The organism is Amycolatopsis sp. w19 (genome assembly GCF_051373225.1).
GTDB classification, from domain to species: Bacteria; Actinomycetota; Actinomycetes; order Mycobacteriales; family Pseudonocardiaceae; genus Amycolatopsis; species Amycolatopsis japonica.
On record NZ_JBPQFM010000018.1, the window covers coordinates 18904 to 31557 of the forward strand.

Genomic DNA, 12654 nt, shown 5'->3' on the forward strand with positions numbered 1-12654 from the left:
CTGAAGTGACCGAGGTCTTTTGATCTTTTGAAGTCGCGCCCCTGTTGACCGTCAGGTCCCGTGATCGTGATGGCAGGGCGCCTTTGAGTGGGAGGTAACGTGAATTCCGAAGCAGCGCCCTGGCAGCACGATCACGGCAGGCGCGATGACGGCGCAGTGCTTTCGGGCCGCGGGCTGGTGAAGCGGTACGGCACACAGCACGCGCTGGCCGGGATCGACATCGACATCCAGGCGGGTGACGCGGTCGCCATCGTCGGGCCCTCCGGCTCGGGCAAGACCTCCCTGCTGCACGTGCTCGCCGGAATCCTCCGCGCCGACTCCGGGCAGATCTTCCTGGCGGGCCAGCGCGTCGACCAGCTCAACGAGCGCAAGCGCAGCGAACTTCGGCGCACCGAGTTCGGCTTCGTGTTCCAGTCCGGGATGCTCGTCGCCGAACTGAGCGCCGAGGAGAACGTCGCGCTGCCGTCGCTGCTGGGTGGCAAGGGGCGCAAGGAATCCATCGAAGCCGGCCGCGAATGGCTGGCGAAGCTCGGCCTCGCGGGCAAGGAGAAGCGCCGCCCCGGCGAGCTTTCCGGCGGTGAGGCGCAGCGCGTCGCGATCGCCCGCGCGCTGACGCACCGGCCGAAGGTGATCTTCGCCGACGAGCCGACCGGCGCGCTCGACACCCGCACAGGCCGCGCCACCATGGACGCGCTGCTCGCCGCGGCCGCCGACAGCGGCGCCGCGGTGATCGTGGTGACCCACGACCGCGAGCTCGCCGAAGCCATGCCGCGCACCGTCTCCATCCGGGACGGTCTGATCGCGACGAGGTTGGCCGCGTAATGAACAGCTTCCAGCTGGCCATGCGGGTGCTCCGGGTCGACCGCCGGACCCGCACGTCGGCCATCCTCACCGCGGTCGGGGTCGCCGTCGCGACCAGTCTGGTGCTCCTGCTCGCCTCTCTTCCCGGTGCCACGCAGGCCCGTTCCCAGCGGGCGATCTGGCAGGACATCGGCAGCTACTACTCCCAATCCGGGGAGAGCCAGCGCCCGGCGCCGCTGCTCATGGCATCGAACAAGGACTACTCGGGCGATCGCGAGATCATCCGCGTCGACATCGCCCTGACCGGCACCGCGCCGATGCTCAGCCTGCCGCCGGGCATCCCGAGGTTGCCCGGTCCCGGCGAGTCGATCGTTTCCCCCGAACTCGGGAAACTGATCCAGTCCGCGCCGCAGGCGCAGCTCGGGGACCGGTTCGGCAAACTCGTCGACGCCCTCGGCCCCGAATCGCTGATGTATCCGGAGCAGCTGGTCGCCGTCGTCGGCCACACCCCGGAGACGATGCCGCAGACGGCGCTCGCCGCGGACGGCTTCCCCGACAAGCAGGCGAAACCCGACCCGATGCTCGAACTGCTCGCCTGGGTCGGCGTCATCGTCCTGCTCGTGCCGAGCCTGGTGCTCGTCGCGTCTTCGGCGAGGCTCACCGCCGCCCGGCGTGAGCTGCGGATGGCCGCGCTCCGGCTCGCCGGGGCGACTCCCGGCCAGGTGACGAAGATCGTCGCCGCCGAAACGGCGTTGTCCGCGACCGTTGGCGCGTTGCTCGGCATCCTCGTGGCGCCCGCGCTGCAGGGGCTCTCCACGTTCGTCCCCTGGGCGGGCGGGACCTGGCTCGCGTCGGACTTCAGCCTGTCGGTCGGCTCGACCATCGCGGTCGCCATCGCGATCCCGCTGCTGGTCGTCCTCGCCGGGGTCCTCGGCATCCGCCGCGTGCTGAAGACGCCGCTCTTCGCGGCCTCGGCGCACGCTCGCAAGCCGCTGCACTGGTGGCGGCTGCTGGCGGTCCCCGTGGCCGGTGCCTTCTTCCTCTTCGCGATCACCCAGGACAACGCCAGCCTGCCGATGGTGATGCTCGGACTGTTCCTGCTGGTCGGCTCGGCCGCGATCATCGGACCGTGGGTCACCTCGGCGGTCGGCGGCACGTTCGTCCGGATCTGGCGCAAACCGGCGTCGCTGCTGGCCGGACGCAGGCTCCGCGACGACCCGAAGAGCGCCTACCGCGCCACCGCGGGTGTCGTGCTCGCCGTCTTCACCGGCTCGATGGCGCTCACCCTGCTGCCCTCGTTCGAGTCGATGGCGGGCGGCGGCCGGACCTTCAAGGACAACGTCCTCTACGCCCAATCCGACGCCACCCAGGCGCGGCAGGTCGCCGACCGGACCAACGCGTCCCTCGCCCGCTACGGGATCACCGAGAAGGCCGTCTCGGTCGGGCAGGTCTACCTGTCCACCGGCGAACCGGGCACCCGCTCGCAGAATCTGAGCCGCGCGTTCGTGATGACCTGTGAGGACGCCTCGAAACTCCTGCGGGTGAACATCGGCGGCTCCTGCCGGCCGGGTCCGGCGATCTACAGCAGGTACGCCATCAACCCGGCGGAGTACCGCGTGCTGTCGGAGTACGACAAGGCCGGTCCGCAGCTGGATCCGAAGGCCCCCGTGCACCTCTTCCCGCAGGGTGACGAGGACACGTCCAGCACGATCGTCATCGACCCGGCCCTGGTGCCCGCGGGTGTCACGCCGGAACGCTTCGACGTGATCGTGCCGACGACCCCGGACAACGCCGAGGTCGTGCGGACCGCGCTGGTCGGCGCGGCCCCCGGCCAGGAGGTCGGCAGCCGCGGCCTGCACCTGATCGGCCAGCAGCAGGAGCTCGGCGACCTGCGCCGGGTCACCGTCATCGGCCTGATCGCCGCCGGGGTGCTCGCCGGCTGCAGCGCGGCCGTGGCGACCGCGGGTTCGGTGATGGACCGCCGCCGCACCTTCGGGGCGCTCATCGCGGCCGGGACACCGGTCCGGGTGCTGGCGAGGGCGTTGCGGATGGAAGCGGCCCTGCCCGCGATGGTGGCCACCATCGGCGCGGGTGTGGTGGGGATCGGAGTCGGTATGGGGCTCTACAGCCTGGTCGAGAAGGAGTCGGTCGTGCTGAGCCCGTGGCTGCTGGCGCCCGTGGTGCTGGGAATCGGGGTGGCGTTGCTCGGGGCATCCGTCTCGACCCCGGCGCTCAAGCGGGTGCAGTCGGAGCCCTTGGCCGACGAATAGAAAAAAGATTCGCCCGAATGGCGTCATGGCGCCTGGGCGGGCAGGTCTCGTGGGTGGAGTCGGGTGATCACATCCACGAGGCCGGGTGCCCGGTCGTCTCTCTGTCGGGGGAGGGACGAACGGGCACCGGGGACGCGCAGGGGGCGTTCCAAGGCACGGGGGTGTGAAGAAAGGGCCGGTCAGGGGACGTGGGGACGTCCTGACCGGCCCTTTCTGTGCGCTCTAAACCCGCTCGAAGATCAGGTCGTGCGAGATCCGGCCCTCGACGTCGGCGCGGTTCTCGAACTTCGTGATCGGTCGCCATTCCGGACGCGGCGCCCAGCCGCCGGGCTCGCCGGCGTGGCGGTTGCGCAGGAGCGGCTCGGCCGAGCAGACCTCCATCATCTGCTCGGCGTAGTTCTCCCAGTCGGTCGCCATGTGGAAGGTCCCGCCCGGCGCGAGCCGCGAGGCCACCAGCGCGACGAACTCGGGCTGCACGATCCGCCGCTTGTGGTGCCGCTTCTTCGGCCACGGGTCAGGGAAGAACAGCCGGACGCCGGACAGCGAGCCCGGCTCCACGTGCGAGGTCAGCAGCACGACGGCGTCACCGTGCATCAGCCGCAGGTTCTCCACTCCGAGCTTCTCGGCGCGCAGCATCAGCTGGCCGAGCCCCGGGTCGTACACCTCGACCGCGACGTAGTTCAGCTCCGGCGCGGCGGCGGCGAGCTGGGACGTGGTCTCGCCCATGCCCGAACCGATCTCCACCATCACCGGGGCCTGCCTGCCGAACCAGTCGTCGAAGTCCACCGGTCCTTCGGGCAGTTCGCCGACGGTGCGGCCGAGCGACGGCCAGAGTTCGTTCCAGGCTCGCTGCTGCCCGACGGTCATCCGGCCGCCGCGTTTGACATAGCTGACCACGCTGCGCATCCGTGGCTGGTCCTCGTTTTCCACCAGCCCATTAAACGCGGCGGTTACCTGACTGCTTCGAACTCCCCCAGCCGCGAGCGCAGTCCCGCGAATCCGCCGACCGCGATCGGGGCGGGCGTCGTACCGGAATGGGCGGGGAGGACGTCGATCCAGCCGTCGTGGCCGCTGGTGTTCAGCACCGTGGTCGGGATCGAATGCCCGGACGCGCCGCGTTCGGAAGGCATGAACTCCCAGTAGCCGGATTCACCGTCCGCGGCCCACGGCACGAATTCCCAACCGGGCCGCCTGCCGAGCAGGCCGGCGATGCGATCTTCGATGCGGAAACCGAGCTCCCGCGATTCGAGCCGTCCGTCCACGATGGCCCGAAGCCACCAAGGCGCGGGAATTTCGCCGTGCATTCCGCTCGACGCGCGGTACAACGCGACGACGAGATCTTCGGGAGCGCGATGCACCCAGGCGCGGCGGATATCCGACGGCCGGGTCGCGGACGCCACCGTGCGGGGCAGTTCGATCGCCTGTGACCATTCGAGGTCGAGCATGGGCTCGAGCCGGGGCTGCATACTTTCCGTGCGGGCTTGCGGGATCATACGTTCCACTCCCTGACCGGAATCCACCGTCAAGGATCACCTCCGGGGCCGAGAGCCGAGAAATAGGCTCATCCCGAGCATCGCCCGGTCAGGAACAGTATGTCCGCTTCCTGTGAGAGAAGCCACAGCCTCTTAACGTGGACTTAACTCCTTTGGCCGCGGTAAAAGCTCACGCATCCCTTCGATGGGTGATCATCAGCCCGGCCGCATAAACAATCACGCAGATGCCGCCGAAATAAGCCAAATAGCCCCACGGTCCCAACGGTGGTTCGAGTTTCAGCATCGAAACCGTCAGATCCGGCCCCGAAAACTGATTCGCCGCGAAGAACGGCATCCACTGGTAGATGTCGTCGCCCACTTTCGGGATCAGCATGACGAGTCCCTCGAGCAGCTGCGTCCAGGCCAGCGCGAACCCGAGCGCGAACGCGGGACTGCGGAACAGCAGCCCGAGGCCGACGCCGAGCAGACCGGTCAGGAAGAAGGTCAGGCCCTGCCCCGCCACCGCGCGCCAGTCGGCGCCCGAAGCCAGGCCCAGGTCGGCGGCCGGTTTGATCAAGTACGCGATCGCCCACGAGCCGAAGCCCACCAGCAGGCCGATCAGCCCCGAGAACACCCCGACGACGGCGCCCTTCGCCAGCAAGGCGGGCAATCGCGAGGGCACCGCCTGGAAGGTGAGCTTCATCGTGCCCCAGTTGAACTCCGTCGCCGCCGCGAGGATCGCGAGGACCAGCACCACGGTGCGGCCGAGCGCGCTGGCGACCTGCGTCGAGTTGACGCCGGTCTGGCCTTCGAGCGGGACGAAACCGAAGAACAACGCGGTGTAGGCGAGCGCGATCACGACCGCGATACCCGCGCACCACCAGGGCATGCGGGTGCTCAGCAGTTTGATCCGCTCCGCGCGGAGCATGTTCGCCGCGGTCATCCGACGACCTCCGGGACCTGGCCGGTGCCGTACTCGACGGCCTCGGCGGTGAGTTGCATGTACGCCTGTTCGAGCGAGCCGGTGAGCGGCTTCAGCTCGTGGAGGGTCGCGCCCGCGGCGAACGCGAGTTCGCCGATGTGGTCGCTGTCCATTTCGGACACGACGAGCGCGCCGTCCTCCTCGCGGAATTCGGCGCCCTTCTCGGTCAGCGCCCTCCGCAGCTCGGGCAGATGCGGGCTGCGGACCCGCACGCCGAGACCCTTCGCGCGGCCGACGAAGTCCTCCATCGTGCCCTGGTAGATCAGCTTCCCGCGTCCGATCACGACGAGGTCCTGCGCGGTCTGCGCCATCTCCGGCAGCAGGTGGCTGGACACGAACACGGTGCGTCCCTCGGCGGCGAGCGCGTGCATCAGCTTCCTGATCCACACGATGCCCTCGGGGTCGAGCCCGTTGACCGGCTCGTCGAACAGCAGCACCCGGGGGTCGCCCAGCAGCGCCGTGGCGATCCCCAGCCGCTGCGCCATCCCGAGCGAGAACTGCCCGGCGCGTTTGCGGGCGACCGGCTCCAGCCCGACGAGCCGGAGCACCTCGTCGACGCGTTTGTCCGGCAGGCCGTTGGTCGCGGCGATCCAGCGGAGGTGCTCGCGGGCGGTGCGGCCGGGATGCCGCCAGGTGGCGTCGATCATGCCGCCGACCGTCCGAAGTGGATCACGCAGTTCGCGGTAGGCGTGGCCGTCGATCGTCACCGTGCCCGACGTCGGGTTGTCGAGCCCGAGCATCATCCGCATGGTGGTGGACTTCCCCGCCCCGTTGGGGCCGAGGAACCCGGTCACCCGTCCTGCTTCGGCGGTGAAGGAAAGATCGTCGACGGCGAGCTTGTCGCCGTAGCGTTTCGTGAGTCCGATGGCCTCGATCATCAGCCCTCCCTCCGGTGGATTCCGACATTACGCGGGAAAGGACCGGGCTGCCCCCCGATAGGCGGCCCGGTCCTTGTTCCCCTTTTTCTCCCCGTCCGGACGTCTCGCTCCCCCGAGTGAGGCGTCCGGCTTTCTCCCCTGTGGAAGTCCTTACGCGTCGCGCTTGTTCGCGACGACCAGCGAGATGACCAGCAGCACCAGTGCGAAACCGGCGAAGTAGGCCAGCGAGCCTGCCTGGTTCAACGGCGCGTCCGCCGCGGCGGGGCCCCCGGTGAGGAACCGGTCGGCGACGTGGAACGGCATCCAGTCGTAGATGTCCTTGCCGATCTTCGGGATCAGCTGGATCAGGTTCTCCACCGCGAGGGCGTAGATCAGCACGAGCGAGATGGCGCCGGCGCTGTGCCGGATCAGGATGCCGACGGCGATCGCGATCACCGAGGCGAGGGCGAACACCACGCCCACCCCGGCGACGCTGACCCACTCCGCGGTGGTGTCCAGCATGAGGTCTTCCGGCCGCATGATCGAGGCGAGGCCCCAGGCGCCGAACGCGGCGATCTCGCCGATCACGAGCGACAGCGTCGCGACGACGCCGGTCTTGGCCAGCAGCGCCGAAGTGCGGTTCGGCACGGCCTGGAAGGTGGTCCGGATGGTGCCGAAACGGTATTCGGTGGTCACCGAAAGCGCGGCGAGCACCATGATCACGGCCATGCCGAAGCCGTAACCGAACTGGGTCAGGCTGACGTCGGTGAGTTCCCCGGCGGGCGCGGCACCGGAGACGATGGCGGCGAAGCCGATCACGACCGCGAGTGCGGCCAGCGCGCACCACCAGGGTGAGCGGGTGGTGAACAGCTTGATGCGTTCCACGGCGAGCAGAGTCATGGCTTTTCTTTCCTCAGAAGAGTGGACGGCTACTGGGCGGCGGTGACCACTTCGGCGGCTTCGGCTTCGAGCCCGGTGTGGTACTCGACCGAATCGCCGGTGATCTGCATGAAGGCCTGCTCCAGGGAGCCGGTCTGCGGGCTGAGCTCGTGCAGCACGATCTGGTTGGCCGCGGCGATCTCGCCGATCTTGTCACTGTCCAAACCGGACACCACGATCGCTTGGTCAGCGTCGGTGACCTGAGCGCTCGCCTGCGTCAGCGCGGTGCGCAGCGCGGGCAGTTGCGGCGACCGGACCTTGACCGTGTTCTCGGCGGCCCGCGCCACGAAATCCTCGGTGGAGGACTGGGAGATCAGCTTCCCCTTGCCGATCACGACCAGGTGGCTCGCGGTCAGCGCCATCTCCGAAAGCAGGTGCGAGGAAACGAATACCGTGCGGCCTTCGTCGGCCAGCCGGTGCATGAACTTCCGGATCCAGAGGATGCCTTCGGGGTCGAGGCCGTTGACGGGCTCGTCGAAGAGAAGGACCTCCGGGTCGCCCAGCAGTGCCGCCGCGATCCCCAGCCGCTGCGACATACCGAGGGAGAATCCGCCGGCGCGCTTTCCGGCGACGCTGGTGAGCCCGACGATCTCGAGCACCTCGTCGACCCGGCTCTCCGCGATCTTGTTGGACTTCGCCATCCATCGTAGATGCGCCCGCGCAGACCGGTTGGGGTGCACCCATTTGGCGTCCAGCAGCGCGCCGACGGTCCGCAGCGGGTCTTTCAGATCGCGGTAGAGCTTGCCCCCGATGCGCACCTGGCCCGAGGTCGGGTTGTCCAGACCGAGGATCATCCGCATGGTCGTGGACTTGCCCGCCCCGTTGGGGCCGAGGAACCCGGTGACCTCACCCGCCGCGACGGAGAAGGACAGGTCGTTCACCGCCAGTGTCTTGCCGTACCGCTTGGTGAGGCCCGCTGCCTCGATCATGTCTGCTCCCCTCGGCGACTGCGAGAACAATCGTCGTCCATGTGGGTGGCCGAGCGCGTCATCCTGAGGTGCCAACCTGATACCCGACCTGAGACGTAGCTTGCCGTCTTCCGGCGGCGTACGCGATCGGTGATACCCCTGAGAGTGACCCTGATTCGCCAGGGTTAATGAACCATGGTTCAATAATCACATGGCGAGGCCCCGCAGCATCACCGACGAACGACTGCTGACCGCGGCGGGAACCGTGATCGGCAAGGTCGGCCCCGGTTTCACGCTGGCCCAGGTGGCGGCGGAGGCCGGGGTCGCGGTCGGCACCGTCGCCCAGCGATTCGGTTCGAAGAACGGCCTTCTGCTGGCGTTGAGCCGGTCGAACACGCGATCCGTCGTAGGGCTGATGCGGGAATGCGGTGAGCTGGCCGATCCCGTGGAAGCACTGCGGGCGGCGGTCGTCGTGGTCTACGAGGGCCTGGGCGACGCGGAGACCGCGGCGAACCACCTCGGGCAGCTGGGGGTGGACATCGGCGATCCGGAGCTGCGCGCCCTGCTCGGTGAACATTTCACCGCCGTGGAAGCGGAATTACGCAGGCTGGTGCGCGCCGCGACGCGTGACCTGCCGGGCGCGCCGGGTGTCGTCCGCGCCGCGCGAGTGCTGCTGGGGGTGGCGAACGGGGCCGCGCTGGACTGGTCGATCCGGCCGAAGGGACGGATCGCCGAACGGTTGGGACAAGACGTGGACGCGGTGCTGACCGCGTGGAAGGGAGTGTCCTGAATGGACCGGAAAGTGGCCGTGGTCACGGGGGCGACGCGGGGCTGTGGCCGGGCGATCGCGGTGGAACTGGGCAGGCTCGGCTGGACGGTGTTCGTCACCGGCCGCACGACGCGGGAGCACCAGTCGCCGATGAAGCGGTCGGAGACGATCGAAGACACCGCGGAGCTCGTCGACGCGGCGGGCGGCCGGGGGATCCCCGTCCGGACCGACTTCACCGTCGTGTCCGATGTGGACGCGCTGAAGGCGCGGATCGAGTCCGAAGTGGACGGCCGGATCGACGTCCTGGTCGACGACGTGTGGGGCGGTGACCCGTTCGCGGATTTCGAGGGGGCGTACTGGGACTCCAGCCTCGACGACGCGCTCACGCTGGTGCACAACGCGATCGACACGCATCTGATCGCGCTGCACCGGCTGCTGCCGCTGGTCGTGCGGCGGGAAGGCGGCCTCGTCATCGAGGTGACCGACGGCGACCACGACGAGTACGTCGGCGCGGGGATCCCGTACTTCCTCGCGAAATGCGGGATCCGCGCGATCGGCAGGGCACTCGGTGCCGAACTGAAGAAGTACGGCTGCGTCGGCATGACCGTCACGCCGGGCTTCCTGCGTTCGGAAGCCATGCTCGACTACTTCAAGGTCACCGAAGAGACGTGGCGTGACGCGGTCGGCAAGACCGCTCCGGTCGACTTCGCCATCTCGGAGACCCCGGCGCTGCTCGGGCGCGGTGTCGCGAAGCTGGCGACCGACCCGGAGGTCTCGCGGTTCGCCGGCAAGACGCTCGCGTCGTGGACGCTGATGAACGAGTACGGCCTGACCGACGTCGACGGCTCACGCCCCGACTTCGGCAAGTGGATGGCCGAAGTCAGGGAGCCGGGCAAGGACACCGCGACGGCGGATCACGCGCTGTACCGCTGAGGGATCGTGCCGGCCGGGAAGCTACTTCTTCCCGGCCAGCACGTCCAGGTAGTGCTGGTTGAACATGACGCCGAGGACATTGCCGAACGGGTCGACGACCGCCGCGGTCACGAAGCCCGGCCCGCGCTCGATGATCGGCTCGTACTCCTTCGCGCCCTTCTCTAACAGCTTCGCGAAGGCGTCCTCGACGTTGTCGACGGCCCAATTCGCGATGGCCCCGCCGGGACCCGGCTGAGCCGACGGCGGCCGGAAGTCCCCGCGGACCAGGCCGAACTCGTGCTGGTAGTCACCGATCCGGAACTCGGCGTACGCCGGCGTGCCGTCGGGACCGTTGCGGACGAAGTACGGCTCGATCCCGAAGAGGCCGGAGTACCACTCGATCGCGGCGGCCAGGTCGTCGGCGTAGAACGTGGTGGTGGTGAGACCTCGCAGCATTTCGTTCTCCTCAAGTAGTGGCTCTGAGAAGAAGGATCCACCGCAAAGTGCTCACCGAATGACCACTTTTCCGTGTGTTCCGGCTCCAATCACGCTTGATCCGGCTCCGATCACGCGAGTTCCGCCTGGAATCACGCGAGTTCCGGCTTTCCGAAGGGACTCGCGGTCGCCAGCCCAGCAGTTGCGCGTGAAGGCCCCCTTCCCTCGGCTCAGCCGAGGAAACTCGACCTTCACACCTTCCCCAAGTACATGAAGGCCCCCTTTACTGCGCTAGACGCAATGAAGGGGGCCTTCACGTACTTACAGGGGCGAGCGAGTGTGACAGTGGCGCAGGGGCTCAGGTGACCCCGGGACGCGCCAGCCCGGTCTCGTAGGCGAGCACCACGGCCTGCACCCGGTCGCGCAGATCCAGCTTCGACAGGATCCGCCCGACGTGCGTCTTCACCGTCGCCTCCGACAGGAACAGCGTCTCGGCGATCTCCAGGTTCGAGAGGCCCTTCGCGATCAGCACGAGCACCTCCCGCTCCCGCTCGGTGAGGACGTCCAGCTCGGCCGCGTCGCGCATCGGCTTCCCACCGCCGCCGACGAACCGGTCGAGCAACCGCCGGGTCACCGAAGGTGAGACGACGGCGTCACCCGAAGCGACCGCCCGCAGCGCCGACACCAGATGGTCCGGCTGCGTGTCCTTCAGCAGGAACCCGCTGGCCCCGCCCTGCAACGCCGAATAGACGTACTCGTCCAGATCGAAGGTCGTCATCACGAGCACCCGAGCCGTCCCGGCCTCGACGATTCGCTTCGTCGCTTCGACCCCGTCCAGCACCGGCATCCGGACGTCCATCAGCACGACGTCGGGCCGCAGTTCCTCGGCGAGCCGGATCGCCTGCGCGCCGTCCCCCGCCTCTCCGACGACATCGATGTCGGCCTGCGCGCCCAGGACCATCCGGAACCCGACGCGCATCAATTCCTGGTCGTCGACGACCACCACCCGTATCACGTCGCCAACCTAACCGGGAGCCTCGCGTGCACCTGCCACCCTCCACCGGGAGCGGGGCCGACCTCCAGCGTGCCGCCGAAGACGTTCGCCCGTTCCCTCATTCCGATCAATCCGTTCCCACCGGGGACGGTGAGCTTTCGCGGCGGCGCGGTGTGCGCCGCCACCTTCGTCGCCGCGGGCACCAGCTGTTTCGCGCGGCCGGCGCCGTCGTCGGTGACCTTGACGTCGATCATGTCGGCCTCGCGGCGCACCACCACCTCGGCCTGTGCGCCCTGACCGGCGTGTTTCAGCGTGTTCGTCAGCGATTCCTGCACGATCCGGTACACGCCGAGCGAGACACCGGCGGGCAGCCCGGCCAGCGCTTCCGGCCCGATCGCCAGCGTCACCGGCACCCCCGCCTGGCGGATCCGGTCCGCCAGGTCGGTCAGCGCGCTGGCGTCCGGCTGCGGCACGCGCGGCTCGTCGTCGCCGTCGCTGCGGAGCACGTCCAGCAGGCGCCGCAGTTCGGCGAGCGCGCCGCGGCCGGTCTCCGAAATCGTCTGCAGGGCTCGTTTCGCCATCTCGGGATTCCCGTCGACCGCGTAGGACGCGCCGTCGGCCTGCACGACCATCACGCTCACCGCGTGCGCGACGACGTCGTGCAGCTCACGGGCGATACGTCCGCGCTCCTCGCCGACGGCGATCCTGGTCGCCTGGTCCCGTTCCGTCTCAAGCAGATGCAACCTGGCTTCCACCTCCTCGTGATAGGCGCGCCTCGCGCCGGCGAACTCACCGAGCGTCCAGCACAGCGCGGTGGAGAAAAGGGCGATGATCGCCAGGATCCACACGTCTTCCGGCGTGTCGATCCACAGCTGGAGCCCCGAGACGACGACGGTCGCCAGCAGGTACAGCAGTCCCTGTTTGCGCCCGACGTAGACCAGCACCGAGTAGATGCTGATCATCATCGCGAACGCGCTGGCCGCGCCCAGCTCCAGCGCGCTGTGCGGGATGCCGATCAGCAGCAGGAGATACGCCGACCACAGCGTCGCCTTCCGCCGGAAGACCAGCGGCGCGACCATCGCGATGTCCAGCGGCAGGACCACGTACCAGGGCGGCATCGGGACTTCGGGCGTCTCGGCCGCCGCCACGAAGAACAGCAGGTCCGTGAGCAGCAGGGCGACGGCGATGAAGCTGTCCCCGGCCATGGGGTGGGCACGCATCCAGAGGCTTAACCGTCGCACCTGGTAACACTATGTCGGGCGATGCCGTCCGCGCGTCGGTCGCCGGTACCACCTTCGGTGCGACCCGAGGATGA

The 12654-nt window shown here is 68.7% G+C and carries 13 protein-coding genes; 4 read left to right on the forward strand and 9 right to left on the reverse strand.

Features of this window, described 5'->3' with window-relative positions; all coding sequences use genetic code 11:
• Positions 1-156: 156 nt before the first annotated feature.
• Both ACSMFO_RS29180 and ACSMFO_RS29185 read left to right on the forward strand, forming a co-directional pair.
• Positions 157-822 (forward strand): ABC transporter ATP-binding protein, encoded by a 666-nt coding sequence (locus ACSMFO_RS29180; RefSeq protein WP_038521860.1) that lies wholly within the window; start codon positions 157-159, stop codon positions 820-822.
• Entirely contained in the window at positions 822-3071 is a 2250-nt protein-coding gene (locus tag ACSMFO_RS29185) for an FtsX-like permease family protein (protein WP_436461251.1), read from the forward strand. The genes ACSMFO_RS29180 and ACSMFO_RS29185 overlap by 1 nt, the downstream gene beginning before the upstream one ends.
• A gap of 222 nt (positions 3072-3293) precedes the next feature.
• On the opposite strand, the gene trmB is transcribed toward ACSMFO_RS29185, so the two are convergent.
• The 6 genes from trmB to ACSMFO_RS29215 all read right to left on the reverse strand — a co-directional run bounded on the left by trmB (position 3294) and on the right by ACSMFO_RS29215 (position 8250).
• The gene (gene trmB / locus ACSMFO_RS29190) at positions 3294-3977 is read right to left on the reverse strand and encodes a tRNA (guanosine(46)-N7)-methyltransferase TrmB (RefSeq protein WP_436461338.1); all 684 of its coding nucleotides are present in this window, start codon (positions 3975-3977) and stop codon (positions 3294-3296) included.
• 44 nt (positions 3978-4021) lie between these two features.
• Positions 4022-4564 carry a hypothetical protein gene (locus ACSMFO_RS29195; protein WP_038521851.1) on the reverse strand — a complete coding sequence of 181 codons (543 nt, stop codon included), beginning with the start codon at positions 4562-4564 and terminating at the stop codon, positions 4022-4024.
• A gap of 169 nt (positions 4565-4733) precedes the next feature.
• Complete coding sequence (locus ACSMFO_RS29200) at positions 4734-5486, reverse strand: hypothetical protein (RefSeq protein ID WP_073845880.1); 753 nt, start codon at positions 5484-5486, stop codon at positions 4734-4736.
• Entirely contained in the window at positions 5483-6403 is a 921-nt protein-coding gene (locus ACSMFO_RS29205) for an ABC transporter ATP-binding protein (RefSeq protein WP_038521845.1), read from the reverse strand. The genes ACSMFO_RS29200 and ACSMFO_RS29205 overlap by 4 nt, the downstream gene beginning before the upstream one ends.
• A 150-nt stretch (positions 6404-6553) precedes the next feature.
• Entirely contained in the window at positions 6554-7282 is a 729-nt protein-coding gene (locus tag ACSMFO_RS29210; RefSeq protein WP_073845879.1) for an ABC transporter permease, read from the reverse strand.
• 29 nt (positions 7283-7311) lie between these two features.
• A complete protein-coding gene (locus tag ACSMFO_RS29215; protein ID WP_436461252.1) occupies positions 7312-8250 on the reverse strand; it encodes an ABC transporter ATP-binding protein in 939 nt (312 codons plus the stop codon).
• Between the two features lie 190 nt (positions 8251-8440).
• Between ACSMFO_RS29215 and ACSMFO_RS29220 the strand changes: the two genes are divergently transcribed.
• The gene (locus ACSMFO_RS29220; RefSeq protein ID WP_436461253.1) at positions 8441-9019 is read left to right on the forward strand and encodes a TetR/AcrR family transcriptional regulator; all 579 of its coding nucleotides are present in this window, start codon (positions 8441-8443) and stop codon (positions 9017-9019) included.
• A complete protein-coding gene (locus ACSMFO_RS29225) occupies positions 9020-9931 on the forward strand; it encodes an SDR family NAD(P)-dependent oxidoreductase (protein ID WP_436461254.1) in 912 nt (303 codons plus the stop codon).
• 21 nt (positions 9932-9952) lie between these two features.
• Here ACSMFO_RS29225 and ACSMFO_RS29230 read toward each other — a convergent pair whose 3' ends face one another.
• From ACSMFO_RS29230 to ACSMFO_RS29240, 3 genes are all read right to left on the reverse strand, one after another.
• Positions 9953-10366 carry a VOC family protein gene (locus ACSMFO_RS29230; RefSeq protein ID WP_038521830.1) on the reverse strand — a complete coding sequence of 138 codons (414 nt, stop codon included), beginning with the start codon at positions 10364-10366 and terminating at the stop codon, positions 9953-9955.
• Positions 10367-10703: 337 nt separating this feature from the next.
• Entirely contained in the window at positions 10704-11360 is a 657-nt protein-coding gene (locus ACSMFO_RS29235) for a response regulator (RefSeq protein ID WP_005167029.1), read from the reverse strand.
• Positions 11357-12559 (reverse strand): sensor histidine kinase, encoded by a 1203-nt coding sequence (locus ACSMFO_RS29240; protein ID WP_436461339.1) that lies wholly within the window; start codon positions 12557-12559, stop codon positions 11357-11359. The genes ACSMFO_RS29235 and ACSMFO_RS29240 overlap by 4 nt, the downstream gene beginning before the upstream one ends.
• Positions 12560-12654: the final 95 nt, after the last annotated feature.